Origin of the sequence: Bacillus cereus group sp. Bce019 (genome assembly GCF_051781745.1) — a bacterium.
Classification (GTDB): Bacteria; Bacillota; Bacilli; order Bacillales; family Bacillaceae_G; genus Bacillus_A; species Bacillus_A cereus.
Map to the genome: position 1 here is coordinate 1 of NZ_JBPWJX010000036.1, position 21,619 is coordinate 21,619.

Below are 21,619 nucleotides of genomic sequence, written 5' to 3' on the forward strand. Positions count from 1 at the left end.
TAAAGTTAGTTTGTCTAGCATCTAAAATAAAAATTGACGTTTCACGTTGTTTGTTTCGTTCAGTTTTCAAAGAACTAAAAGCGGGTGAAGAGAATCGAACTCTCGACCAGAGCTTGGAAGGCTCTTGTTTTACCACTAAACTACACCCGCGTGGTCGGGAAGACAGGATTTGAACCTGCGACCCCCTGGTCCCAAACCAGGTGCTCTACCAAGCTGAGCCACTTCCCGTAATTGGCGCGCCCGAGAGGAGTCGAACCCCTAACCTCTTGATCCGTAGTCAAACGCTCTATCCAATTGAGCTACGGGCGCTTATTCATGATGTTTTTTCGTCGTTGTAATTTGGCGACTCAATTATCTTATCATACTACATTTTCAAATGCAAGCACTTTTTTAAGATTTTTTTGATGCGGCCGAGAGGACTTGAACCTCCACGGGGTTTCCCCCACTAGGCCCTCAACCTAGCGCGTCTGCCGTTCCGCCACGACCGCGCGAAAAAAACAAAAGTGAGCCATGAAGGACTCGAACCTTCGACCCTCTGATTAAAAGTCAGATGCTCTACCAACTGAGCTAATGGCTCGTAAATGGCTGGGCTAGCTGGATTCGAACCAGCGCATGACGGAGTCAAAGTCCGTTGCCTTACCGCTTGGCTATAGCCCATCGAAATAATTATCTTCTTTTCAAAGACAAATGTTATTGTAACATAATGCCCAATAAAAAACAACTGCTATATAGCAGAAGTTAAAATGGCGGTCCCGACCGGGGTCGAACCGGCGATCTCCTGCGTGACAGGCAGGCATGTTAACCACTACACCACGGGACCATTTGGTTGCGGGGACAGGATTTGAACCTGCGACCTTCGGGTTATGAGCCCGACGAGCTACCGTGCTGCTCCACCCCGCGACAATACTATTCATATAAAATTATATGGTGGAGGATGACGGGATCGAACCGCCGACCCCCTGCTTGTAAGGCAGGTGCTCTCCCAGCTGAGCTAATCCTCCGAAGTGGTGACCCGTACGGGATTCGAACCCGTGTTACCGCCGTGAAAGGGCGGTGTCTTAACCACTTGACCAACGGGCCAATATGTATGGCAGAGAAGAAGGGATTCGAACCCTCGCACCGCGTTAGCGATCTACTCCCTTAGCAGGGGAGCCCCTTGAGCCACTTGGGTACTTCTCTGTATGGCTCCGCAGGTAGGACTCGAACCTACGACCGATCGGTTAACAGCCGATAGCTCTACCACTGAGCTACTGCGGAATAATGAAGACAATTTGTATCTTATAAAAATTCTCTCTGTAAGTCAAGAAGTTTTTAACAACATCTTGTTCAAACGTGACATGTTTATAATATACTGGATTGCGTTTTTACTGTCAAGATGTTTTCGATATCGGTTTGAGTTTCCCTTTACACTTTCCACAGACATATCTTTTTATATTTATTTGACGCCTTCTTACATATTGAAGTGAACACTCCATACATTCATACTTATAAATCTTTTTTTCCTTCTCTTCATTAATCATTCGTTTACAAAAACGTGGTGCATCAACTTTCTTTAACAACTCACGAAAATCCCTGTCCCTGTGCTTATACCCTCTTCCTGCAATATGTAAGTGATAATGACAAAGCTCATGTTTAATAATCCCGACTAACTCTTCTTCACCATACAATTCGTAATATCGATAATTCAGTTCGATATTATGACTCTTCAATAAATAACGCCCACCAGTTGTACGTAATCTATTATTAAACACCGCTTTATGTAAGAACGGCATCTCAAAGTATTGTAGTGACACTTCTTCCACTAGTCGCTGAATTTCTTGCTCATCCACTCTCATTCCTCCTAAACAAAAAAATATTTTTACACTTTTCTCCCTTCTTATACATATATTAAATAGTACATATACCCATCCTCATGTAAGAAGCGTGGTTTCTAAAAACAAAACATGAATAGAAATCCACTCACCAACCTCTCATCAATAGCATTTTAAATTTTTGAGAGCAGGATTAAACAAGGAGGGATTCCTATGCCTACGTGGCTAAAAAAACAAATGCAACGTGCATATTTCGAAAAAAACCGGTATCAAATTAAGTTATTAAATGAATGCTGGTTTTATTATAGCAAAATACATCAAAGCTCATAATCCATTACACTTTTTATTTCATAAAAAAAGAGCAGTTTCATCTGCTCTCTTCTCTTACTATTCAATCGGCAACATAGATAGTGCAACACGTCCTTTTTTTGTATCAATATCATCTACCCATACTTTTACAATTTGCCCTACTGATACAACATCTAACGGATGCTTTACAAACTGTTTGCTAAGTTTAGAAATATGTACTAAACCATCTTGCTTTACACCAACATCAACAAAAGCACCAAAATCAACAACGTTACGAACTGTTCCTTCTAGTTCCATACCACGTTTTAAATCTTCTAATTTCAAAATCCCTTTTTTCAAAAGTGGTTTAGGCAACTCATCCCTCATATCTCGTTCAGGACTAATAAGCGCATCTATAATATCAACTAACGTCGGCTCCCCAACTCCTGTTTCTTGAGATAACTTAGAAATCTCTACTTCTTCCAATCTCTTTTGTAATTGCGGTTGTCCTACGTCATCTATTGATAACCCTAGACTCTTCAATAACAATTCAACATTTTTATATTGCTCTGGATGAATACCTGTTCGATCTAATGGATTCGCTCCTTCTAGTATACGTAAGAAACCTATACATTGTTCATAAGTCTTTGCACCTAAACGTGGGATTTTCTTTAATTCCGTGCGCTTCGTGAATTTCCCATCTTCTTCTCTCTTTGCTACAATATTTTTCGCAACAGTTTTCGATAAACCTGAAACATATTGTAACAATGCAACCGAAGCCGTATTTACATTAACCCCAACTTGGTTAACAGCTGTTTCTACTACAAATGTTAATGACTCATTCAGTCTCTTTTGAGATACATCATGTTGGTATTGTCCAACCCCAACTGATTTAGGATCAATTTTCACAAGTTCAGCAAGTGGATCTTGCAGACGTCTCCCAATAGAAACGGCACTTCTCTCTTCAACTTGTAAATTTGGGAATTCCTCACGGGCTAAATCAGAAGCTGAATATACACTAGCACCCGCTTCATTTACAATAATATAAAAGACATCTCGGTTCACACTTTGTAATACATCTACTATAAACTCTTCTGTTTCTCTAGATGCTGTCCCATTACCAATTGCAATCATTTCAACTTGATATTTATCTATAATAGAAAGAACTTTCGTTTTTGCATCATCATATTTACGAACAGGTGGATGCGGATAAATAACATCGATATGTAGTACTTTCCCCGTATCATCTACTACAGACAATTTACAACCAGTTCTATATGCCGGATCTACCGCTAGCACGACTTTCCCTTTCATCGGAGGTTGTAATAATAAGTTACGTAAGTTCTCAGAGAAAATATGTATTGCTTGTTCTTCAGCTGTTTCTGTTAATTCTTTACGAATCTCTCTTTCGATTGAAGATTGAATTAATCGTTTATAACCATCTTCAATCGCTAATTGTACATAATGTGCACTTTTCGAATCGTTATCACGAATTACTTTCTTATTTAAGAAGGTTACTATCTCATCTACTGGCGGAACAACAGCAACTCTCAATATATCTTCTTTCTCGCCACGATTCATTGCTAATACACGATGTGGTACTACTTTTTGCAATGGTTCTTCATAACTGTAATACATTTCATATATATTCTTTTCATCTTTTTCTTCATCTTTCACGGAAGAAGACATAACACCTTTTCTAAAAGTAACATTTCGAATCCAACTACGATACGCAGCTTCATCTGAAACCATTTCTGCAATAATGTCTTGTGCACCTTGTAAAGCTTCTTCTGCAGATTGCACTTCTTTCTCTACATTAATAAATTCCACTGCCTTTTTAGCCGGATCTTCTTTCTTATATAACAATAACCATTCAGCTAATGGTTCTAATCCTTTTTCTTTAGCAACTGTCGCTTTCGTTCTTCTTTTCTCTTTATATGGACGATATAGATCTTCTACTTCTTGCAACTTTGTAGCTTTAACAATTTGCTGTCGTAGCTCTTCTGTCAGTTTCCCCTTCTCATCAATAAGACGAAGAACTTCTTCCTTCCTATCTTCAAGTTGCATCATATATTGCCATCTCTCTAAAATCGTACGAATTTGCACCTCATCTAAAGAGCCTGTCCATTCTTTTCGGTAACGAGCAATAAATGGAACTGTGTTACCTTCTTCTGTTAATTGAATAACATGACGAACTTGCTTTTCGGTAAAGCCTAATTCTTTCACTAACATTTTCATTAACGCTTGTCGATTATCTACCATTTCCATATACAACCGTAACCTCCTCTATAATAAAAAAAGTTGCCCTTCAAAGAGAGCAACTTAAACTGCCGATTTAAAAATCTATTAGTCCTAAACTAATTTGTAGCGCTTCATCTACACGAATCATCATCACTTCATCTAAGTGAGTGATTTTGTCCGTTAAGCGCTGCTTATCGATTGTTCGAATCTGCTCAAGTAAAATAACAGAATCTCTCTCAAAACCGTACTTTTTCGCATCAATTTCCACATGAGTGGGTAATTTCGCTTTTTGAATCTGTGCAGTAATAGCCGCTACAATCACCGTTGGACTAAAACGATTTCCGATGTCATTTTGAATGACAAGAACCGGACGAACGCCTCCTTGCTCAGAACCAACAACTGGGGAAAGGTCTGCAAAATACACGTCGCCGCGTTTTACAATCAAAATATTACCCCCCGCTAACTAAGCGTTCTACTGTATGAGCTGCTTCATACTCTGCTAAGAAAGCTTCAGATGCAATACCAAGATTAATTTTTCCCATTTCAATGTACCCACGTCGCATTGATTCATGTTGGTAGCGTTTCTTCGTCTTATGTTGACGCAATAACAATTGTGTTGCCTGGCAAATTAGTTCATGGCGATTCTTATTCTCTTGTTTTCCAATTCCGTCCAATTCCGTTACCATTTGCTTTGGCAACCGAACCACGATTTCAGTAGTTACACTTGATTCGGACACAAAAATACACCTCCACCGTCAACTACACACCCAAATATATATATGACACCTATTGTAATAATACCATTGTATGGAGCCTGTTGCAAAGACTTCCTTATTCCTTGCTTATGTTTTCCAATTCACAAACAAAACATTCATCTTCTTAAATTTTTTATCTTATAACTAACTAAAAACAATAGAACTCCTCTTCAAAACTTACGTGCAACTTATATAAAAAATGATTATAAGTAAAAAGCTTCTCATCAAAAAGAGCTTATTATCCAGCAATGAACAGTCACTCCAATGACAAGAAGCAATCATACTACCTTCTATATATTGTTCAAGTAATTAATTATCTCTACAACCTTACCATTCCGTATAAATATTCTTGGCACACGGAAACTGATCGTTGCAATAATTTCATAATTAATAGTCCCTGAGTATTCCGCAACCTCTGTAGCGCTAATATACTCATCTCCTTGCCTTCCAATAAGCGTAACTTTCGTACCAAGTGGCACTTCACAAGGAAGATGAATCATGAACTGATCCATTGTTACTCGCCCTACAATCGGTACCCTTTTACCATTTATAAGCACTTCAAATCCTTGTAACCTCCTAAGCCACCCATCTGCATAGCCAATCGCTACAGTCGCAATCCATTCTTCAGTTTTCGTTCGGTAGGTGACGTTATAACTAATTCCATCACCTTTAATTACCTGTTTAATATGAGCGACTTTCGTATGAAGTGATAGCGCCGGTTCTAATTCAAATGGTAAAAAAGGACGTATTTCTACAGAAGGAGATAATCCATACATTGCAATCCCAATTCGCACTGCATTAAATGTAATCCCTTGAAAACGTAACGTCGCAGCACTATTAGCTGTATGAACAAACTTAGGATCCACTCCGAATTCTTTCAACCAACTTAACTGCTCTAAGAACGTGTTATATTGCTTATCAAAATACGAAGTCTCAACTTCATCTGCCGTTGCAAAATGCGTGTATACTCCTTCTAACTCTAAAAACGGTGCACCCTCTAAACTCTTTAAAAATTCTTTTAGCTCTTTTCTTTCACGTATTCCAATTCTCCCCATACCACTATCAAAGTTAATATGGAATTTCATTACAGATGAACCATCCCAAAGTTTAATTGCTTCGTCCACCCATTCTTTTTGAAAAACAGTTAGCGCTACATCATTTTCAGCAGCTACATTTACATCACGCGGCGGCGAGGGACCTAACACTAAAATCGGCTCAGTAATACCAGCCCTCCGAAGCACTAAAGCTTCATCTAAAAAAGCAACAGCTAACCTTGTTGCACCTGCTTCTAATGCCGTTTTAGCCACCGGTACATAATCGTGCCCATATGCGTTTGCTTTAACTACAGCAAAAATCTCTACATTACTTGGGATGAACTCTTTAATATGTGTAACGTTGTTATAAATGGCATCTAAATCCACTTCCACCCAAGTGTCACGGTAAAATGGTGCTTCTTCCATAAATACACTTCCTTATACACGATATGCGAAGCTTATTCTTTTATATGCTTCTTTTATGAAATCCACCTTCAAACTAAGAAAAGACGTGGTGCACATATATCACCACGTCTAAGAAGTTTACTTCACCTGCTTCGCTGTAACTGAACGAGCAACCATTAACAGCTCCTTCGGCTCTAAACCTTTAGACACGAGCATATATTCTACTCCGTTATGCGACCACGTTACAGAGTCTTTCGTTAATGCACCAATCGTAAACCCAAGATCAACTGGTTCTCCACTTACACTTACCGCTGATGATGCCTCTGCAACTTTTGCCTTTTCTTGTATTAAAGTAAAGGATTTCTTATTTCCAGTGTATGTGAGTATCGCACGCTTGCCACTGTCTGTCTTCAACTCTTTTTCATCTTGCAGAGTCATACCTTGTGGTGTATCAAGTGGATACAAAATAGCAAACGGTTTGTCTTCTTTCGCTGTTGTTTGAACATCTACCTGCGCTCTAGACATATTTTGTTTCGTATCAAATGCACCTTTATCAAATTTCGCATCGAATTTCACTTTAGAGAAATCTACTTTCACAAGAACATTTTGATCATTATCCATTAACTTCACTGAAACTGGAGTCAAGTCGCTCTTATTCAATGTAATCTCTTGTCTCGGCAACATATTTTGATGTTGATAGTTTGTTTTTGTTTTAAAAATATAATACTTATCTGTTTTCTCAAAAGTAAGGTTTTTCTTGTCCTGCAAAATATCTCTTACAAGTGATTCATATAAATAAGCCTGGCTACTATTTTGCGGCCAATCACTTTGAAAACGGAAGCTCTTATTAAGTGCTGGCGTTAATACAAATACACCTTCTTCATTTCTCAAAATAATTTGGCTCTGATCTTTTTTTACATTTTTTAAATTCACACGATAAAAAGACGGTTCCTTGTGCCAAATCTCTACGTTATACTCTTGAGGCTCATTGCCTGTTTTAATAGATAATTTTGCCTCAGCTTGATAACTTTTCATCCCTTTTACTTTTGATTCTAAATCTCTCACGACATCATCTTGCTTCTTTTCCATACAACCCGCCAACACAAAAACGGTCAACAAACCGACAAGAACTAAAAACAGACGCCTTTTCATCAATTCAGCCCCTTTGCCCCTATAAATGAATGGAAGATGTACCTTCCTTATCGCTACCTCAAATATATGAGACAAAGATATAAAATATGCAGACTAGCGTGACAAGCTTTCTAAAACAACTTGAGCAACAGCAAATTCCTTACTATGACTAATTGATAAATGAACAATATACTCTGTACTTGTAATCAGAATTGGCTTACCTCTTTCATCATTTTTCACTTCAATATCTAAAAAACTCACTTCTTTTCCGATACCAGTACCTACAGCTTTTGAATACGCCTCTTTCGCTGCAAACCTTCCAGCTACAAACTCTGTAAGGCGACTTCCTTTCAGCTCCATAGCAACATTACGTTCATTTTCCGTTAAAATACGTTCCATAAATTTAAGCTTTCCATCTAGCATTTTTTCAATACGATTTAATTCAATAATATCGATACCAATCCCTATAATCATTTCAAAATCCCCTTCTTCTATTTAACTTTCTTCTTTCATATTGATAAGAATAACAGAGAATCTTTCTGATGCAAAAGGGGTGATAGTAACCGTATGCTAATAAGATCCACTCATATTTCTTTACAACCGACTATTCTTACCTTACTGCTTATTCATTTAGTCATGATGATATTAGGCGACTTTTTTCTCTTACCACTGGCAGCCTCTAATGAATATATCGCGAAAGGAGAATGGTGGCGTGTCATAACTTCTCTTCTCGTACACGTAGACTTACAACATTTTCTTTCTAATAGTATTTTTTTGTTTGCTCTTGGTTCTTCTATCGAAAAGCAACTCGGACACTTTTCTTTTTTTATTCTATTTTTTCTCTCTGGAATTTCTGGAAATATTTCTTCTTATATTATTATGCCGCTTGAATATATTCACGCAGGTGCATCAGGTGGTATTTTCGGACTATTAGGTGCACAGTTATTTTTATTGTACAATCGATACCGCTCTTCAAAACCAAAAGAAATTGCCATTTTCTCAATTATGATACTTCTATTACTGCTATTTACTTTCTTTAACCCTTCTGCCAATCCGATCAGTCATTTAACAGGTTTAATAACCGGTGGCATTTTAACCCCTTTTTTAACAAAAAAAAACGATGGTGCAAAGCTTATTTAATATAAAAGCTTGCACCATCGATAATTTCTACATCTACTTGTTCACTTAAATCTCTCATTAATTGAAATAAAGACTCATCCTTCATCTTCGCCTCAATCATACAATCAATTTGCGGAACACTTCCCTTTATCCTTCTTAAAAAAGATAAAAATGCGTCTACATTAATATAATCTGCATGAGCTCTTGGATCTTTTCCCTCTCTAGGGCTAGAGATATGCATTTTAATCGGCAACAAAGACGTTTCCCACGTATGAACAACACGTGCCCAATCTTCATACCAATCTTCTTGCTCATTATTCATCATATGGTGATGCAAGTCAAATACGACGGGAATATCTAATTTTTCTCCTAAATATAATGTTTCCTCTAACGTAAAGGTTGTATCATCATTTTCTAATATAATCATTTCTTGAATACCCCTTGGGACATTCGACCAATTCTCTATAAAGCGCTCTAATGCAAGTTCTTTATCTTTATATCCTCCTCCAACATGCAGTACACATCGTTGCTTATGTTCAATCCCCATGCCTTTTAATAATTTTTTGTGCATCTGCAATGTTTTTACAGATTGTTTAAAAACACTCTCTTCAGGTGAATTTAGTACAACAAAATGATCTGGATGGAAATCAATTCTCATATTCATATGAACTGCATATTCACCTAGTTTTTTTAAATTTTCTTTTAACGGACGAATATAGTTCCACTCTAGCAATTCCTCATGATTCGCTAAAGGAATGAGCTTTGAACTGAGCCGAAAGAAAGATATGTCATGCCCTTTATTATGCTTTAATAAACGTAAACAATTTTCTAAATTGGAATTAGCAATTCTTTCAAGCTTACGAATTGCAGCATCACGATCATCTAATTTCTGAAACTGTGCATACGTCATCGTTTGAGATGGAGATGCATTCTTCAAATGCACACTCATCGCAACGTAACCAAGCCTTACAAGCATATAACAGCCCCTTTTCTATCATAATTATTATGTAGTATGCACAATTATAGAAATAAAAAAAAGAGAATGCCCGCAAAGGGCATTCTCTTTTTTTTATTAAGCTTGTGGACGGCTATGATGTTTTCTTTCGCCGCGTCCATTTGAAGAACCAGGGCGACCTTGACCTTCACCTCTACGACCACGACTACCACCATCACGATTACGATCGCGGTTACCATCACGATTGCGATCACGGTTTCCGTCACGATTACGTCCATCACGGTTACGGTCACGATTACGTCCATCGCCACCGCCGCGTCCATCACGACTACGATTACGGTTACCATCACGGTATCCGCCTCCGTTACCGCCGCGTTTTTTAGAACCGCCGCCTCTTGAAACAACAGGTGGTTCTGATGTTAAAGCGATCGGAGTTGTATCCGGCTCTTTAGTCATCATTTTTAAAGCAGCAGCTACTACTGTTACAGAGTCATTTTCTTCTAACATTTCTTCTGCAATACGCTTGTAGTATGCTAAGTTTTCATTTTCAATTGTGCTTTGAAGCTTTTCAGCGATTAAACGTTGTTGACCTTCTAATGCCTCGTCAAGTGTCGGTGCATCCATACGGTCCATTTTACGTTTTGTTGTACGCTCGATATTTTTTAATTGTCCTGATTCACGTGGTGTTACAAATAGCATTGCAATACCTTTTTTACCTGCACGACCAGTACGACCGATACGGTGAACGTATGATTCTGGATCTTGTGGAATATCGAAGTTATATACGTGCGTTACGCCTGAAATATCAAGACCACGCGCAGCAACGTCTGTTGCAACAAGAACTTCAATAGAACCTTCTTTAAATTTACGTAATACAGACATACGTTTCGCCTGAGTTAAATCACCGTGAATACCTTCTGCAGCATAACCACGTAAGTTTAATGCTTCTGATAATTCATCAACACGACGCTTTGTACGACCAAATACGATTGCAAGCTCTGGAGATTGAATATCTAATAAGCGTGTTAACACGTCAAACTTTTTCTTTTCTTGCACTTCTAAATAGAACTGCTGAATGTTTGGCATTGTTACTTCTTTTGCTTTTACTTTAATGTGTTGAGGCTCAGTCATGAAACGCTCAGCAATACGGCGGATTGGATCCGGCATTGTCGCTGAGAATAGTAATGTTTGATGTGTTTCTGGCACATCTGTTAAAATTGCTTCAATGTCTTCAATGAAGCCCATGTTTAACATTTCATCCGCTTCGTCAAGAACAACTGTCTCTACGTTTTGCAGACGAAGTGTTTTACGGTTAATATGATCTAAAATACGACCCGGCGTACCAACAATAATGTGTGGGTGTTTTTTTAGAGCACGAATTTGGCGGTTAATATCTTGACCACCATAAATCGGTAAAATACGAACGCGTTTATGCTTACCAATTTTGTATAATTCTTCTCCAACTTGAATTGCTAATTCACGCGTTGGCGCGATAACAATACCTTGAACCGATTCTTTATGTGTATCCACTTTATCTAATAGTGGTAATCCGAATGCTGCTGTTTTCCCTGTACCTGTTTGCGCTTGCCCAATAATATCTTTACCTTGCAATGCATGTGGAATTGTTTCAGCTTGAATTGGTGTAGCCTCTTCAAAGCCCATACTTTCAACAGATTGCAGTAAAGAATCACTTAATCCTAATTCTCGAAATGTTGTCAATGTTACTTCTCCTTTTCTATCCTATACTTATCATTTAAAAAAAGGCGTTTTCCGAATTTGCGGAAAAGCCCTTTTCCTGAATGCTCACGTATATAAACGGGCGTATATTCTTCACGAAAATACTTCTAAACGTTATTACACTTTATCAATTATAAGTTTTGTATGTGTAAAAAGCAAACCCAACTGTTACCTTATTTTCATATTCAGAGTTTTTTTCTTCACTTTTATTTTTTTATATTTACTGTAAGCGCTTATTATAAGTTTCTTCTATTTTCGTAACTATCATCCCTATTTATATACACCAATTATTTCAACATCGTAATTACTTCTTCTAATTTCATACCGCGAGATGCTTTTATTAATACAACATCTTTCACATCGACTACTGCTTGTAAATCTTTTACTAACTCTTCTTTATTATCATACGCCTTTACACGTTCATTAGGGAAATTAATTTTTGCTCCTTCAGCAATTTGAGCCCCTAATCTACCGTATGTGAATACATGTGAGATTTTTGCTGGATCGATTAATTTTCCTACCTCATAATGGAACTGTACTTCTTGATCTCCAAGTTCTAACATATCACCGAGCACAACGATTTTTTTAGCAAAACCATCTAAACCATTCATTAAATGGAATGCTGCTTCCATAGCCGTCGGGCTTGCATTATAAGCATCGTTGATAATTGTTAAACCACTATTTGTTTTCACAATTTCCATACGCATGCCCGTCATTTGAAGTGTTACTAAACCTTCTTTCATCTCTTCCCACGTTACACCAAAATGTTTCGCAATTGCCATTGAAGCAAGTGTATTATACACATTATGTTTTCCTAACACCGGTAAGTAGAATGAAATATTTTCATCTCTATTCATTTTGAAATGTGTCCCAGTTGCTTGTAATGTTACAGTCCTTGGATAATAATCGTTTGCTCTTGCATCACCAAACGTAACCGTTTCTGCTGCTAAATTCATTCCAGGAACACGATTCGTTAATAAAGGCTCATCTCCGTTATATACGAACACGCCACCTTCTTGTAATCCTGTAACAATTTCTAATTTCGCTTCAGCAATTGCCTCACGAGATCCTAAATCCATTAAATGTGCCTCACCAATATTTGTAATGATAGCTGCATTAGGACGAGCTAACTTAGATAAGAATTCAATTTCGCCTCGGCTTGACATACCCATCTCTAATACTGCTACTTCTGTATTTTCTTCTAAGTTTAAAATGGTAAGAGGTAATCCGATATGGTTATTGAAGTTCCCTTCTGTTTTTTGCACTTTGAATTTAGTCGCAAGAAGACTTGTTACAATATCTTTCGTAGATGTTTTACCGTTACTACCCGTTACACCTACAACTTTAACATCCAATTGATCGCGATAGTTTTTCGCTAACATTTGCAATGCCGATAGCGTGTCTTCTACAAAAATAACCGGAAGATTCTCAGGTGGATTCGCTACATCTTTCATCCATAATGTAGCCACAGCTCCATTTTCAACAGCTTTATCTACAAAAGCATGTCCATCGAAGCGCTCCCCTTGAATCGGAACATACAAGTTTCCTTTTTCAATTTTTCTCGTATCAATAGACACGCCTTGAATAGTAATTCCCTCATATTGCTCTGCTAATTCAGTACCATTTACCATCTGTTCCACTTGCTTTAACATTCGCTTTATCATATATAAACGCTCCTTACATAGAGGAAGCACTATTCCTATGAATAGTGCTTCCTCCTTTTTTGTTAGATTGTATATTTAATTTTTTGTTTTTCTTCGTGACGTTCAATCGCTAAACGAATTAGCTCTTCGATTAATTCTGGATATGGTAACCCAGTATGTTGCCATAATAGAGGGAACATACTGAACGGTGTAAATCCTGGCATTGTGTTTACTTCGTTAATATACACTTCTCCATCTTTCGTTAAGAAGAAATCAGCTCGCGTTAAACCTGCACCGTCTAATGATTGGAATGCAATAATCGCATCACGCTTAATTACATTAGATTCTTCTTCTGTCATTTCAGCTGGAATAATTAGCGCCGTATCACCATCGATATATTTCGACTTATAATCATAGAAGTCCTTTTTCGGAACGATTTCACCTACAACTGAACATTTCGGCTCATCATTACCTAGTACCCCAACTTCTACTTCACGACCTACAATATTTTCTTCTACAATAATTTTGCGATCAAATTGGAATGCCTCTACAAATGCATCCTCAAGTTCTTCACGATTTTTACACTTATTAATACCAACACTTGAACCAAGGTTCGCTGGTTTTACGAAGCAAGGATATCCTAACTTATCTTCTACTTTAGAATAAGCTTCCTCACGATTTTTTTCCCATGCACTACGAATGAAGGATGCATATTTTGCTTGTTTTAAACCAGCCTCTGCAAAGATGTTTTTCATAACAACTTTATCCATACCAGCAGATGATGCTAGAACACCATTTCCTACATAAGGGATATTCATTAATTCTAATAGTCCTTGAACCGTTCCATCTTCACCGTTTGGTCCATGTAGTAATGGGAAAATAACGTCAATAGCGTTCTCCTCAGAAGCTGCAGATGGGATAATTTCTGTACTTAATGATAACGGAGAAATCGCATTTTCTGCACCGCTCATTTTTAAAGCTTCAACATCTGTTACTTCGCCTTCAATACGCTCACCGCGTACCCATTGACCTTGTTCTGTAATATAAATTGGATGAATCTCGAATTTATCTTGATTTAACGCTTTAATAGCAGCAAGAGCCGTCTGTAGCGAAACTTGATGCTCAGCTGATTTTCCACCATATAATAAACCTAATTTAATTTTCGTCAATGAAATCACCCTAACCAATTGTTTTCATTTTTCTATTTTAGCACTTTTTATAAAAATAGGTAGTTCCTATTTGAAATAAAATGTAACTTCCATAAATAATTAAATAACATCACTTATTGGTTTTTCATTTCATTTTCTATATAACTACACAAAATAAAATGGCAATCTAATCTAGTTATGTACCTAAAATATGTAGAAATCCCCTTTTTTGTGTATGTCACCTATTCACTAAGAAGATCGTTTGGTTAGTGTGTCTTTTTGCCTTTGCTCCACAAGGCGATCTAAAGAAACATATACAATACCTGCAACTACACATCCTACAGCTAAAATTGTAAATAGAAAGTGACCAAGTAATCGATCTAATAAAAAACCGCCCAAAAGTGGACCAAATGCGCTTCCTGTAATCCACTGCAAACTTGCAGCTCCCATATAAGTCCCTCTCAAATGCTCAGGGGCCAAATTTGCTACAAATGTCATCTGTACAGGCGACATAATCATCTCACCTAACGTATATATAGCATAAACGAACAGTAGTATTATTAAAATAATTGTAGCATTTGTATTAAATTCTCCAAACCACTTCGGTAACCACCCTATAAAAAATAATCCAATCCCGAATAAACATGCACCATATAACATCGTCTTCCCGACCGGTTTATCCGTAGCCCATTTTGAAATTTGAAACTGGAATAAAACAACTAATAGTCCGTTTAACGCCATTAAATATGGATATGGATTATTCGTTCCAAAAATATGCTTCATTTCATTATCAAAATGTAGTGGCAACATGCCTTCGGTTTGAGAAAACCCCATCGAAATGATAATGCCTGCTAATAAGTAAATCATTAATACCTTATCTCGCATTACAATTTTCCAAACTGCCCCAGCTTCCTTTTCTTTATGTTCTTCCTTATCTGTCCTTTTTGGCATCGTCTCTTGAATAAGAAGTAATACAAGTAACGCATAAAATAGCATTGTAGAAGAGGCAATAATAAACACAAGGTTCTTTGACAACACAACTACTGATGCTCCCATTATCGGACCAATCGCAGCACCTATATTGTGTCCCATTCGTAATAAACCATATGCCTCTGTTCTTTTTTCTGGTGCCGTTACATCCGCGACCATAGCTGATGCAGCTGGATGAAATAAAGAATTACTCAACCCTAAAAAAATAGATAAAATTGCATATGGAATAAATCCTTCTATAAATAGAAAACCGAGCATTAATAATGCATTACTTGCCATAGAAAATATCATAATAGGCTTTCTTCCATATATGTCAGCAATTCTCCCTCCTATAAGTGATCCAAAACTTGCAGCAATTGGAGAAAGCGCCATAATAACCCCAACTTCCAACAACGAATCTACCTTATCTTTTAAATATAATGCAAAAAAAGGCATTAACATCATCATTGCAATTCCATTTAACGTCTCTCCAATAAATCGAATCCATACGTTACGGTCCATCTCCCTTAACTCACGCCACGTATTTTTCATCATTTCACCCCTTTAGTTAGCCAACAATTATCTTATAATAAGTTCAGAAAAATGTAAATTTTCAAATAAAAAAATCCATTCTAACAGAATTAGAATGGATTTTTTCACTTATAAATTTGCAACATCTTCTTCTTTTTTACTATTATTTAAAGCACTATGTTTTCGGCTATATAAAAAGTAAACCGCTATACCAATAACCATCCATATCCCAAAACTAATCCATGCTGTCCCTGATAATTGAAGCATTAAGTATAAACAGAACATCACTGTTAATGCTGGTAAAAATGGTACAAGCGGAGCCTTAAATGCCCTTGGTAAGTCTGGATGAGTTCTTCTCATTACGATTACCGCAACAGCTACGAGTGCAAATGCTGACAATGTCCCCATATTTACAAGATGTGCTAAAACATTTAAATCTATTAATCCTGAAATCAGTGCCGCAATAATCCCCGTTGTCCATGTATTTAAAAATGGTGTTTTAAATTTTGTATGAACTTTAGCAAGACGCTTCGGTAGTAAACCATCTCGACTCATCGCATAAGAAACACGAACTTGCCCATACATCATAACTAGCATTACTGTTGTAATTCCTGTAATTGCTCCTACTGAAATTACCCCCGCTAAACCATCTTGTCCAATAAATTGAAGTGCAAAAGCAACTGGATCTGATATATTTAGCTGTCCGTATGGAACAATTCCTGTCAAAATAAGCGAAACAACGATATAAAGAACTGTACAAATTAATAACGATGCAATAATACCAATTGGTAAATCACGTTGCGGACGTTTCACTTCTTCTGCCGCTGTTGAAACTGCATCAAATCCTATAAATGCGAAGAATACTGTAGCCGCTCCAGCCATTACACCATCTAAACCAAATGGCATAAAAGGCGTCCAGTTTTCAGGTTTCACATAATTAAAACCAGCAAAGATAAAAATAAGAACAACTGCTATTTTAATAAATACCATAATGTTATTTACTCGTGCACTTTCACGAACACCCCTAGATAAAAGAACTGTCATCACTAAAATAATTAGAACTGCAGGTAGATCAATTATTCCACCCTTACCTGTACCAGGAGCCGAGGAGAGAATAGTCGGAATATGAATTCCAAACCCCTTTAATAAAGATTGAAAATATGCAGACCAACCGTTCGCTACAGCAGATGTAGCAAGTAAATATTCCAGCATTAAGTCCCAGCCAATTAAAAATGCGAATACTTCTCCCATCGTCGCGTATGTATACGTATACACACTGCCCGAGACAGGAACTGAAGAAGCAAATTCAGCATAACAAAATGCAGCAAAGGCACAAGCTAGAGCGGCAATCGCAAATGATAATATAATAGCTGGCCCAGAATGTTTCGCTGCCACAACACCCGTTAGAACAAAAATACCAGTTCCAACAATTGCTCCGATTCCAAGCATAGTTAAATCTAGCGCGCCCAATGTTCTTGCTAACGTTTTTTGCTTACTTTCTTGCATTAACTTTGCAATTGGCTTCTTTTGAAAAATTTGCTTCATCTTTCACTCCTCCAAGTTTTAAATTTTCTGAAAACTTTTAATTCGCTTTTTTATTTTACTCATTACGCTTTTCCTAGTCAATACTTTTGTCGAAACAAGTAGAAATTCTTCTGAATATGCACAATCCTTATTATTCTTTCTATGTATCTTTCCATTATTTTTTTGGTATTATTATACATGTTGATTCCGTGAAAAAGGCATGCCCCCTTATTGAGAGCATGCCTTTTTTACTTATTTCACAGTATATGAACCTTGTTCAATCCAGCTATACATATACTTTTCATCTTCTGTTTCATGTGCTTGTTTTACAATACGAAGCGGACGGAATGTGTCTATCATAACAGCTAATTCAAGCGTCTCTTTCTTCCCTATACTTGCCTCTGTTTTCCCCGGATGCGGTCCATGGGGAATCCCGCTCGGATGAAGTGTAATAGAACCTTCTTCCACACCTTTGCGACTCATAAAGTTTCCTTCTACATAGTAAAGAACTTCATCACTATTAACATTACTATGATAATATGGTGCCGGAATTGACTCTGGATGATAATCGTATAAACGTGGTACGAAAGAGCAAATAACAAAATTATGTCCTTCAAATGTTTGATGTACTGGCGGTGGCTGATGAATGCGCCCTGTAATTGGTTCAAAATCCTCTACATTAAATACCCACGGATATAAATAGCCATCCCATCCCACAACATCTAACGGGTGGTGTCCTAAAACATGTTTATGCATATAGCCTCTTGATTTTGTCATTACGACAAACTCGCCTTTTTCATCATATGTCTCTAATTTTTCTGGACCACGAAGATCTCTTTCACAAAACGGACTATGCTCTAACAATTGTCCGTATTCATTTCGATAACGACGCGGCGTTGTAATTTGGCTATTCGCCTCTACAACAAGAAACTTAGTCTCTCCTTCATCTGGAATAACACGATAAATCGTTCCAATTGGAATCGTTACATAGTCGCCTTTTCTATAGTGAATCGTTCCAAACATCGTTTCAATTTTCCCTGTTCCATAATGAACAAATAACATTTCGTCGCCATCACCATTACGATAGAAATAATCCATTTTTTCTGTTGGACTCACTACTCCAATTAATAAATCTTCATTTCCAAGTATGAAATTCCGTCCACTTATTGCATCACCACTTTTTTTACTTTCTTTCGTTCGAAAGTGGCGATGAGAAAGAGCAACATCCTCTTCATACTGCAACTGACAAGAATGCGATAATGCAGAATGACCTACTTCTGTCGGCATATAATGATGATACAAAATAGACTGCGTACCAGAAAAACCTTTTGTTCCCATTACCTGTTCACGATAAAGCGATCCATCTTTTTTACGAAATTGTACATGTCGTTTATGAGGTAGTTCTCCCATGTGACGATAAAACATGCCCATCACCCGCTTCCTTTTCTTTTTTGATCGTATTACGTAGTGTACCTAAACCAGTAATCGACAGTTCTACAACATCTCCATCTTGTAGCCACTCTTCTGTACCCAGTTCTAAAATACATCCTGTTCCCACTGTCCCAGAACCAATCACATCTCCTGGATATAACGTAACGTCCTCTGAAGCACGTTCAATCATTTCAGCAAATGTATAGTAAATATCTTGGAAGTTTCCTTTTGATAATAGTTTTCCATTTACATGAGCAGTCATTTCTAAATTATATCGATCACCATTACGATAAACGTCTAATTCCTCTTTCGTAACAAGATGTGCTCCTAAAGAAGTTGCAAAGTCTTTTCCTTTCGCTGGACCGAGACCTACTTTCATTTCTGTTGCTTGTAAGTCTCTCGCACTCCAGTCGTTCATAATACAATAACCAAAAATATATTCCTCTGCTTGCTCACGAGAAATATTTCGCCCTTCTCTTCCTATTACGCAAGCAATCTCCAACTCATAATCAAGCTTTTTAGACTTTTTCGGACCAATTACAAAATCACTGGAACCAATTACAGCACGATGATTAGTAAAATAAAAAACCGGAATATCATACCATTCAGGCACAACATCTAATCCTCTTCGTCCACGAGCTGTTTTTACATGTTGTTCAAATGCGTAAAAATCTCGAATACTACTCGGATTAGGAAGAGCAGCTGTCAATTGTACTTCTTCTAAAGCATATATACCCTTATTTGGATTCTTAATATTCCGCACTACTTCTACATACTCATCCGCTTTCTCTAAAAAAGCAATCATAGAAGAAGGGATTTTCCCTTCACTAGCAAGATTCATATCTATTACTTTGTCACCTTCAAGCCATCCAGCCCGTAGTTCTTTTGAAGGAAGACGAAATGTAACAAATTTCATCCTGATTCCTCCTTATAAAAATGAAATTTCCACCAGCAAAGGGACTTTTGCTGGTGGATACAAATCTTATAAGTTTCCGCGACGCTCTTGTTCTCTTTCAATTGATTCGAATAACGCTTTAAAGTTTCCTTCACCAAATCCACGAGAACCTTTACGTTGAATGATTTCAATAAATAAAGTCGGGCGATCTACAATTGGTTTCGTAAAGATTTGTAGTAAGTAACCTTCATCATCACGATCTACTAAAATCTTTAATTCTTTTAACTTATCAATTTCTTCATCGATTTTTCCAACTCGTGCAGTTAACTCATCATAATAAGTATCAGGTGTATCTAAAAACTCCACCCCATTTGCACGAAGCGCTTCAACTGTTTTAACAATATCACTTGTTAATAAAGCAAGATGTTGTACACCAGCTCCATTATAGAATTCTAGATACTCTTGAATTTGTGACTTTCTCTTTCCATCTGCTGGTTCGTTAATAGGAAACTTAATACGACTTCCATTCGTCATAACTTTCGACATTAACGCCGAATACTCTGTACTAATATCGTCATCATCAAAATGAATCATTTGTTTAAAGCCCATAACATTCTCGTAATAACTAACCCACTCTTCCATTTTTTCAACATTACCAACTACATGATCAACAGCAATTAAACCAGACTCTTCAAATGGAATATTAAATTCTACCTTTTGGAATCCTGGCATAAATGCCCCTTTATAATTTTTACGCTCTACAAGCGTATGAATTGTATCACCATACGTACCAATAACTGCTTTTTTTAATGTACCGTCCTCATCTGTTAATTCCTGCGGTGGAGCAATTGCGACGGCACCACGTTTCACTGCTTCTGAGTATGCTTTATCAACATCATCAACAAGTAGTGCCACATCCTTCACGCCATCACCATGAGTCTTTACAAACTCTGCAATACGATTTTCACTACTTAAAGCTCCAGACACAACGAAACGCATATTTTTTTGCACAAGAACATAAGATACCTTTTCACGGTTTCCAGTTTCTAATCCAGAGTAAGCCACAATTTTGAATCCGAACGCTCTCGCAAGATAATAACTCGATTGCTTTGCATTCCCTACGTAAAATTCCAAATGATCTACATCACGTACTGGAAAAAAGTCCTCCATTTGTGCAGCTAGCGTATCCATAGATTTTTGTTTCATAATATCTTCATCCCCCTGTAAATAGATTAAATGGTCCATACTTAAAACCAACCGAAAACGCTTCCAACATTAATTAATAGAAATTAGTTAGCAAGCTAACAAATTCTGACCTTTAAAATTTTCTATCTTTTCTGTCAAATTCCTCTTTTTTTCTTACATATAAAATTCGACTTTTTTCTCTTTGAAATAAAGCGGGATTTTATTCAGTGGATTTTTGATTATTCGTTGAATCAAGTTTCAACCGCAGCGTTTAATTAGCCATGCATGCTGGATAATGAGGTAACTTTAATACTTGAGGGGATATAAGAAGAATATAAAAAAGACTCCAACATATTAACTACTTACTAATACGTTAGAGTCTTTATTTTTTTTGAATGATTGTATTTATATATCTCATACTAATACATTTGCAAGGAATAGAATAAATGATGTTAATATTACCGCTCCACCTAAGGATCCTAATAAATCTGTTTTTGTTACTTGAAACACTTGTTCACTGTTCATATCCCTCATTCTCCTTCCTTTTTTGTTTGATTTAAAACTTCTATTATACTAATACACTTGATAAAAATACGATTAATGCTGTTAATACTACTGCTCCACTTGCTGATCCTACGAAGTCACCTTTTGTTACTTGTAATACTTGCTCTTTCATATCTTTCATTCTCCCTTCTGTTTCTTTTGTTACAAAGCTTCTATTATACTAATACGCTTGATAGAAATACGATTAACGCTGTTAATACTACTGCTCCACTTGCTGATCCTACAAAATCACCTTTTGTTACTTGTAATACTT

At 37.0% G+C, this 21,619-nt stretch carries 21 protein-coding genes and 12 tRNA genes; 2 read left to right on the forward strand and 31 right to left on the reverse strand.

All coding sequences use genetic code 11. The annotated features are described in order from the left end of the window. Positions 1-79 precede the first annotated feature (79 nt). From ACS2QP_RS26570 to ACS2QP_RS26630, 13 genes are all read right to left on the reverse strand, one after another. Positions 80-150: transfer RNA gene (locus tag ACS2QP_RS26570), tRNA-Gly, on the reverse strand. Position 151: 1 nt separating this feature from the next. Beyond that, positions 152-228: transfer RNA gene (locus ACS2QP_RS26575), tRNA-Pro, on the reverse strand. Positions 229-232: 4 nt separating this feature from the next. Continuing rightward, a tRNA-Arg gene (locus ACS2QP_RS26580) sits at positions 233-309 on the reverse strand. Positions 310-405: 96 nt separating this feature from the next. Then, positions 406-488: transfer RNA gene (locus ACS2QP_RS26585), tRNA-Leu, on the reverse strand. 16 nt (positions 489-504) lie between these two features. Beyond that, positions 505-577, reverse strand: a tRNA-Lys gene (locus tag ACS2QP_RS26590). Between the two features lie 5 nt (positions 578-582). Then, positions 583-657 (reverse strand) — tRNA-Gln (locus ACS2QP_RS26595). An 87-nt stretch (positions 658-744) separates the two neighbouring features. Beyond that, positions 745-820 (reverse strand) — tRNA-Asp (locus ACS2QP_RS26600). 3 nt (positions 821-823) lie between these two features. After that, positions 824-900: transfer RNA gene (locus ACS2QP_RS26605), tRNA-Met, on the reverse strand. A gap of 25 nt (positions 901-925) precedes the next feature. Further along, positions 926-1,001: transfer RNA gene (locus ACS2QP_RS26610), tRNA-Val, on the reverse strand. 4 nt (positions 1,002-1,005) lie between these two features. After that, positions 1,006-1,080, reverse strand: a tRNA-Glu gene (locus ACS2QP_RS26615). An 8-nt stretch (positions 1,081-1,088) separates the two neighbouring features. Next, positions 1,089-1,179: transfer RNA gene (locus ACS2QP_RS26620), tRNA-Ser, on the reverse strand. Positions 1,180-1,182: 3 nt separating this feature from the next. Beyond that, positions 1,183-1,257: transfer RNA gene (locus ACS2QP_RS26625), tRNA-Asn, on the reverse strand. 113 nt (positions 1,258-1,370) lie between these two features. Further along, positions 1,371-1,829: a SprT family protein gene (locus tag ACS2QP_RS26630; protein WP_000344234.1), complete on the reverse strand. Its 459-nt coding sequence runs from the start codon at positions 1,827-1,829 to the stop codon at positions 1,371-1,373. 195 nt (positions 1,830-2,024) lie between these two features. On the opposite strand from ACS2QP_RS26630, the gene cmpA reads away from it, so the two are divergent. After that, positions 2,025-2,141, forward strand: coding sequence for a cortex morphogenetic protein CmpA (cmpA, locus tag ACS2QP_RS26635; protein ID WP_001143642.1), 117 nt, complete (start codon positions 2,025-2,027; stop codon positions 2,139-2,141). A gap of 57 nt (positions 2,142-2,198) precedes the next feature. Here cmpA and ACS2QP_RS26640 read toward each other — a convergent pair whose 3' ends face one another. From ACS2QP_RS26640 to acpS, 6 genes are all read right to left on the reverse strand, one after another. Next, entirely contained in the window at positions 2,199-4,367 is a 2,169-nt protein-coding gene (locus ACS2QP_RS26640; RefSeq protein ID WP_000426242.1) for a Tex family protein, read from the reverse strand. 67 nt (positions 4,368-4,434) lie between these two features. Next, positions 4,435-4,785, reverse strand: coding sequence for a type II toxin-antitoxin system endoribonuclease NdoA (ndoA, locus tag ACS2QP_RS26645; protein ID WP_000635963.1), 351 nt, complete (start codon positions 4,783-4,785; stop codon positions 4,435-4,437). Positions 4,786-4,789: 4 nt separating this feature from the next. After that, positions 4,790-5,077 carry an antitoxin EndoAI gene (locus tag ACS2QP_RS26650; protein WP_000004570.1) on the reverse strand — a complete coding sequence of 96 codons (288 nt, stop codon included), beginning with the start codon at positions 5,075-5,077 and terminating at the stop codon, positions 4,790-4,792. 308 nt (positions 5,078-5,385) lie between these two features. Then, entirely contained in the window at positions 5,386-6,555 is a 1,170-nt protein-coding gene (gene alr, locus ACS2QP_RS26655) for an alanine racemase (protein WP_000390615.1), read from the reverse strand. A 117-nt stretch (positions 6,556-6,672) separates the two neighbouring features. Continuing rightward, on the reverse strand, positions 6,673-7,623 hold the full coding sequence (locus ACS2QP_RS26660; protein ID WP_002180340.1) for a LolA family protein: 951 nt from the start codon (positions 7,621-7,623) through the stop codon (positions 6,673-6,675). A 156-nt stretch (positions 7,624-7,779) separates the two neighbouring features. Further along, positions 7,780-8,139: a holo-ACP synthase gene (acpS, locus tag ACS2QP_RS26665; protein ID WP_000583416.1), complete on the reverse strand. Its 360-nt coding sequence runs from the start codon at positions 8,137-8,139 to the stop codon at positions 7,780-7,782. 93 nt (positions 8,140-8,232) lie between these two features. Between acpS and ACS2QP_RS26670 the strand changes: the two genes are divergently transcribed. Further along, a complete protein-coding gene (locus tag ACS2QP_RS26670; RefSeq protein WP_000908523.1) occupies positions 8,233-8,805 on the forward strand; it encodes a rhomboid family intramembrane serine protease in 573 nt (190 codons plus the stop codon). On the opposite strand, the gene uvsE is transcribed toward ACS2QP_RS26670, so the two are convergent. The 12 genes from uvsE to ACS2QP_RS26730 form a co-directional block, all read right to left on the reverse strand. After that, positions 8,798-9,760: a UV DNA damage repair endonuclease UvsE gene (uvsE, locus tag ACS2QP_RS26675; protein ID WP_000961166.1), complete on the reverse strand. Its 963-nt coding sequence runs from the start codon at positions 9,758-9,760 to the stop codon at positions 8,798-8,800. The two genes, ACS2QP_RS26670 and uvsE, sit on opposite strands and share 8 nt — an antisense overlap. A gap of 96 nt (positions 9,761-9,856) precedes the next feature. Beyond that, complete coding sequence (locus tag ACS2QP_RS26680) at positions 9,857-11,458, reverse strand: DEAD/DEAH box helicase (RefSeq protein ID WP_000206592.1); 1,602 nt, start codon at positions 11,456-11,458, stop codon at positions 9,857-9,859. 305 nt (positions 11,459-11,763) lie between these two features. Then, positions 11,764-13,140, reverse strand: coding sequence for a UDP-N-acetylmuramoyl-tripeptide--D-alanyl-D-alanine ligase (murF, locus tag ACS2QP_RS26685; protein ID WP_438882996.1), 1,377 nt, complete (start codon positions 13,138-13,140; stop codon positions 11,764-11,766). Positions 13,141-13,202: 62 nt separating this feature from the next. Then, on the reverse strand, positions 13,203-14,288 hold the full coding sequence (locus tag ACS2QP_RS26690; RefSeq protein ID WP_000161427.1) for a D-alanine--D-alanine ligase: 1,086 nt from the start codon (positions 14,286-14,288) through the stop codon (positions 13,203-13,205). A gap of 228 nt (positions 14,289-14,516) precedes the next feature. Further along, a complete protein-coding gene (locus ACS2QP_RS26695; protein WP_061456690.1) occupies positions 14,517-15,788 on the reverse strand; it encodes an MDR family MFS transporter in 1,272 nt (423 codons plus the stop codon). A gap of 108 nt (positions 15,789-15,896) precedes the next feature. Further along, positions 15,897-17,312 carry an amino acid permease gene (locus ACS2QP_RS26700; RefSeq protein WP_438882997.1) on the reverse strand — a complete coding sequence of 472 codons (1,416 nt, stop codon included), beginning with the start codon at positions 17,310-17,312 and terminating at the stop codon, positions 15,897-15,899. Between the two features lie 231 nt (positions 17,313-17,543). Next, positions 17,544-18,716 carry a homogentisate 1,2-dioxygenase gene (locus tag ACS2QP_RS26705; protein WP_013141710.1) on the reverse strand — a complete coding sequence of 391 codons (1,173 nt, stop codon included), beginning with the start codon at positions 18,714-18,716 and terminating at the stop codon, positions 17,544-17,546. Next, positions 18,682-19,638: a fumarylacetoacetate hydrolase family protein gene (locus ACS2QP_RS26710; RefSeq protein WP_000674004.1), complete on the reverse strand. Its 957-nt coding sequence runs from the start codon at positions 19,636-19,638 to the stop codon at positions 18,682-18,684. Before ACS2QP_RS26710 ends, ACS2QP_RS26705 begins: the two co-directional genes overlap by 35 nt. Before the next feature lie 66 nt (positions 19,639-19,704). Further along, the gene (gene hppD / locus ACS2QP_RS26715; protein WP_000810922.1) at positions 19,705-20,823 is read right to left on the reverse strand and encodes a 4-hydroxyphenylpyruvate dioxygenase; all 1,119 of its coding nucleotides are present in this window, start codon (positions 20,821-20,823) and stop codon (positions 19,705-19,707) included. A 393-nt stretch (positions 20,824-21,216) separates the two neighbouring features. Continuing rightward, on the reverse strand, positions 21,217-21,327 hold the full coding sequence (locus ACS2QP_RS26720) for a DUF3948 family protein (protein ID WP_001083690.1): 111 nt from the start codon (positions 21,325-21,327) through the stop codon (positions 21,217-21,219). A gap of 43 nt (positions 21,328-21,370) precedes the next feature. Continuing rightward, positions 21,371-21,487 carry a DUF3948 family protein gene (locus ACS2QP_RS26725; RefSeq protein ID WP_000654250.1) on the reverse strand — a complete coding sequence of 39 codons (117 nt, stop codon included), beginning with the start codon at positions 21,485-21,487 and terminating at the stop codon, positions 21,371-21,373. 34 nt (positions 21,488-21,521) lie between these two features. After that, a partial coding sequence (locus tag ACS2QP_RS26730) for a DUF3948 family protein (protein WP_016100038.1) occupies positions 21,522-21,619 on the reverse strand: 98 nt, incomplete at its 5' end.

Excerpts from the sequence above, each read along its gene's own strand:
- cmpA (WP_001143642.1), top strand. The coding sequence starts at position 2,025 with ATGCCTACGTGGCTAAAAAAACAAATGCAACGTGCATATTTCGAAAAA.
- ACS2QP_RS26640 (WP_000426242.1), bottom strand. The coding sequence starts at position 4,367 with ATGGAAATGGTAGATAATCGACAAGCGTTAATGAAAATGTTAGTGAAA.
- alr (WP_000390615.1), bottom strand. The coding sequence starts at position 6,555 with ATGGAAGAAGCACCATTTTACCGTGACACTTGGGTGGAAGTGGATTTA.
- ACS2QP_RS26660 (WP_002180340.1), bottom strand. The coding sequence starts at position 7,623 with ATGGAAAAGAAGCAAGATGATGTCGTGAGAGATTTAGAATCAAAAGTA.
- acpS (WP_000583416.1), bottom strand. The coding sequence starts at position 8,139 with ATGATTATAGGGATTGGTATCGATATTATTGAATTAAATCGTATTGAA.
- ACS2QP_RS26670 (WP_000908523.1), top strand. The coding sequence starts at position 8,233 with ATGCTAATAAGATCCACTCATATTTCTTTACAACCGACTATTCTTACC.
- uvsE (WP_000961166.1), bottom strand. The coding sequence starts at position 9,760 with ATGCTTGTAAGGCTTGGTTACGTTGCGATGAGTGTGCATTTGAAGAAT.
- murF (WP_438882996.1), bottom strand. The coding sequence starts at position 13,140 with ATGATAAAGCGAATGTTAAAGCAAGTGGAACAGATGGTAAATGGTACT.
- ACS2QP_RS26695 (WP_061456690.1), bottom strand. The coding sequence starts at position 15,788 with ATGAAAAATACGTGGCGTGAGTTAAGGGAGATGGACCGTAACGTATGG.
- ACS2QP_RS26700 (WP_438882997.1), bottom strand. The coding sequence starts at position 17,312 with ATGAAGCAAATTTTTCAAAAGAAGCCAATTGCAAAGTTAATGCAAGAA.
- ACS2QP_RS26705 (WP_013141710.1), bottom strand. The coding sequence starts at position 18,716 with ATGTTTTATCGTCACATGGGAGAACTACCTCATAAACGACATGTACAA.
- ACS2QP_RS26710 (WP_000674004.1), bottom strand. The coding sequence starts at position 19,638 with ATGAAATTTGTTACATTTCGTCTTCCTTCAAAAGAACTACGGGCTGGA.
- hppD (WP_000810922.1), bottom strand. The coding sequence starts at position 20,823 with ATGAAACAAAAATCTATGGATACGCTAGCTGCACAAATGGAGGACTTT.
- ACS2QP_RS26720 (WP_001083690.1), bottom strand. The coding sequence starts at position 21,327 with ATGAACAGTGAACAAGTGTTTCAAGTAACAAAAACAGATTTATTAGGA.
- ACS2QP_RS26725 (WP_000654250.1), bottom strand. The coding sequence starts at position 21,487 with ATGAAAGATATGAAAGAGCAAGTATTACAAGTAACAAAAGGTGACTTC.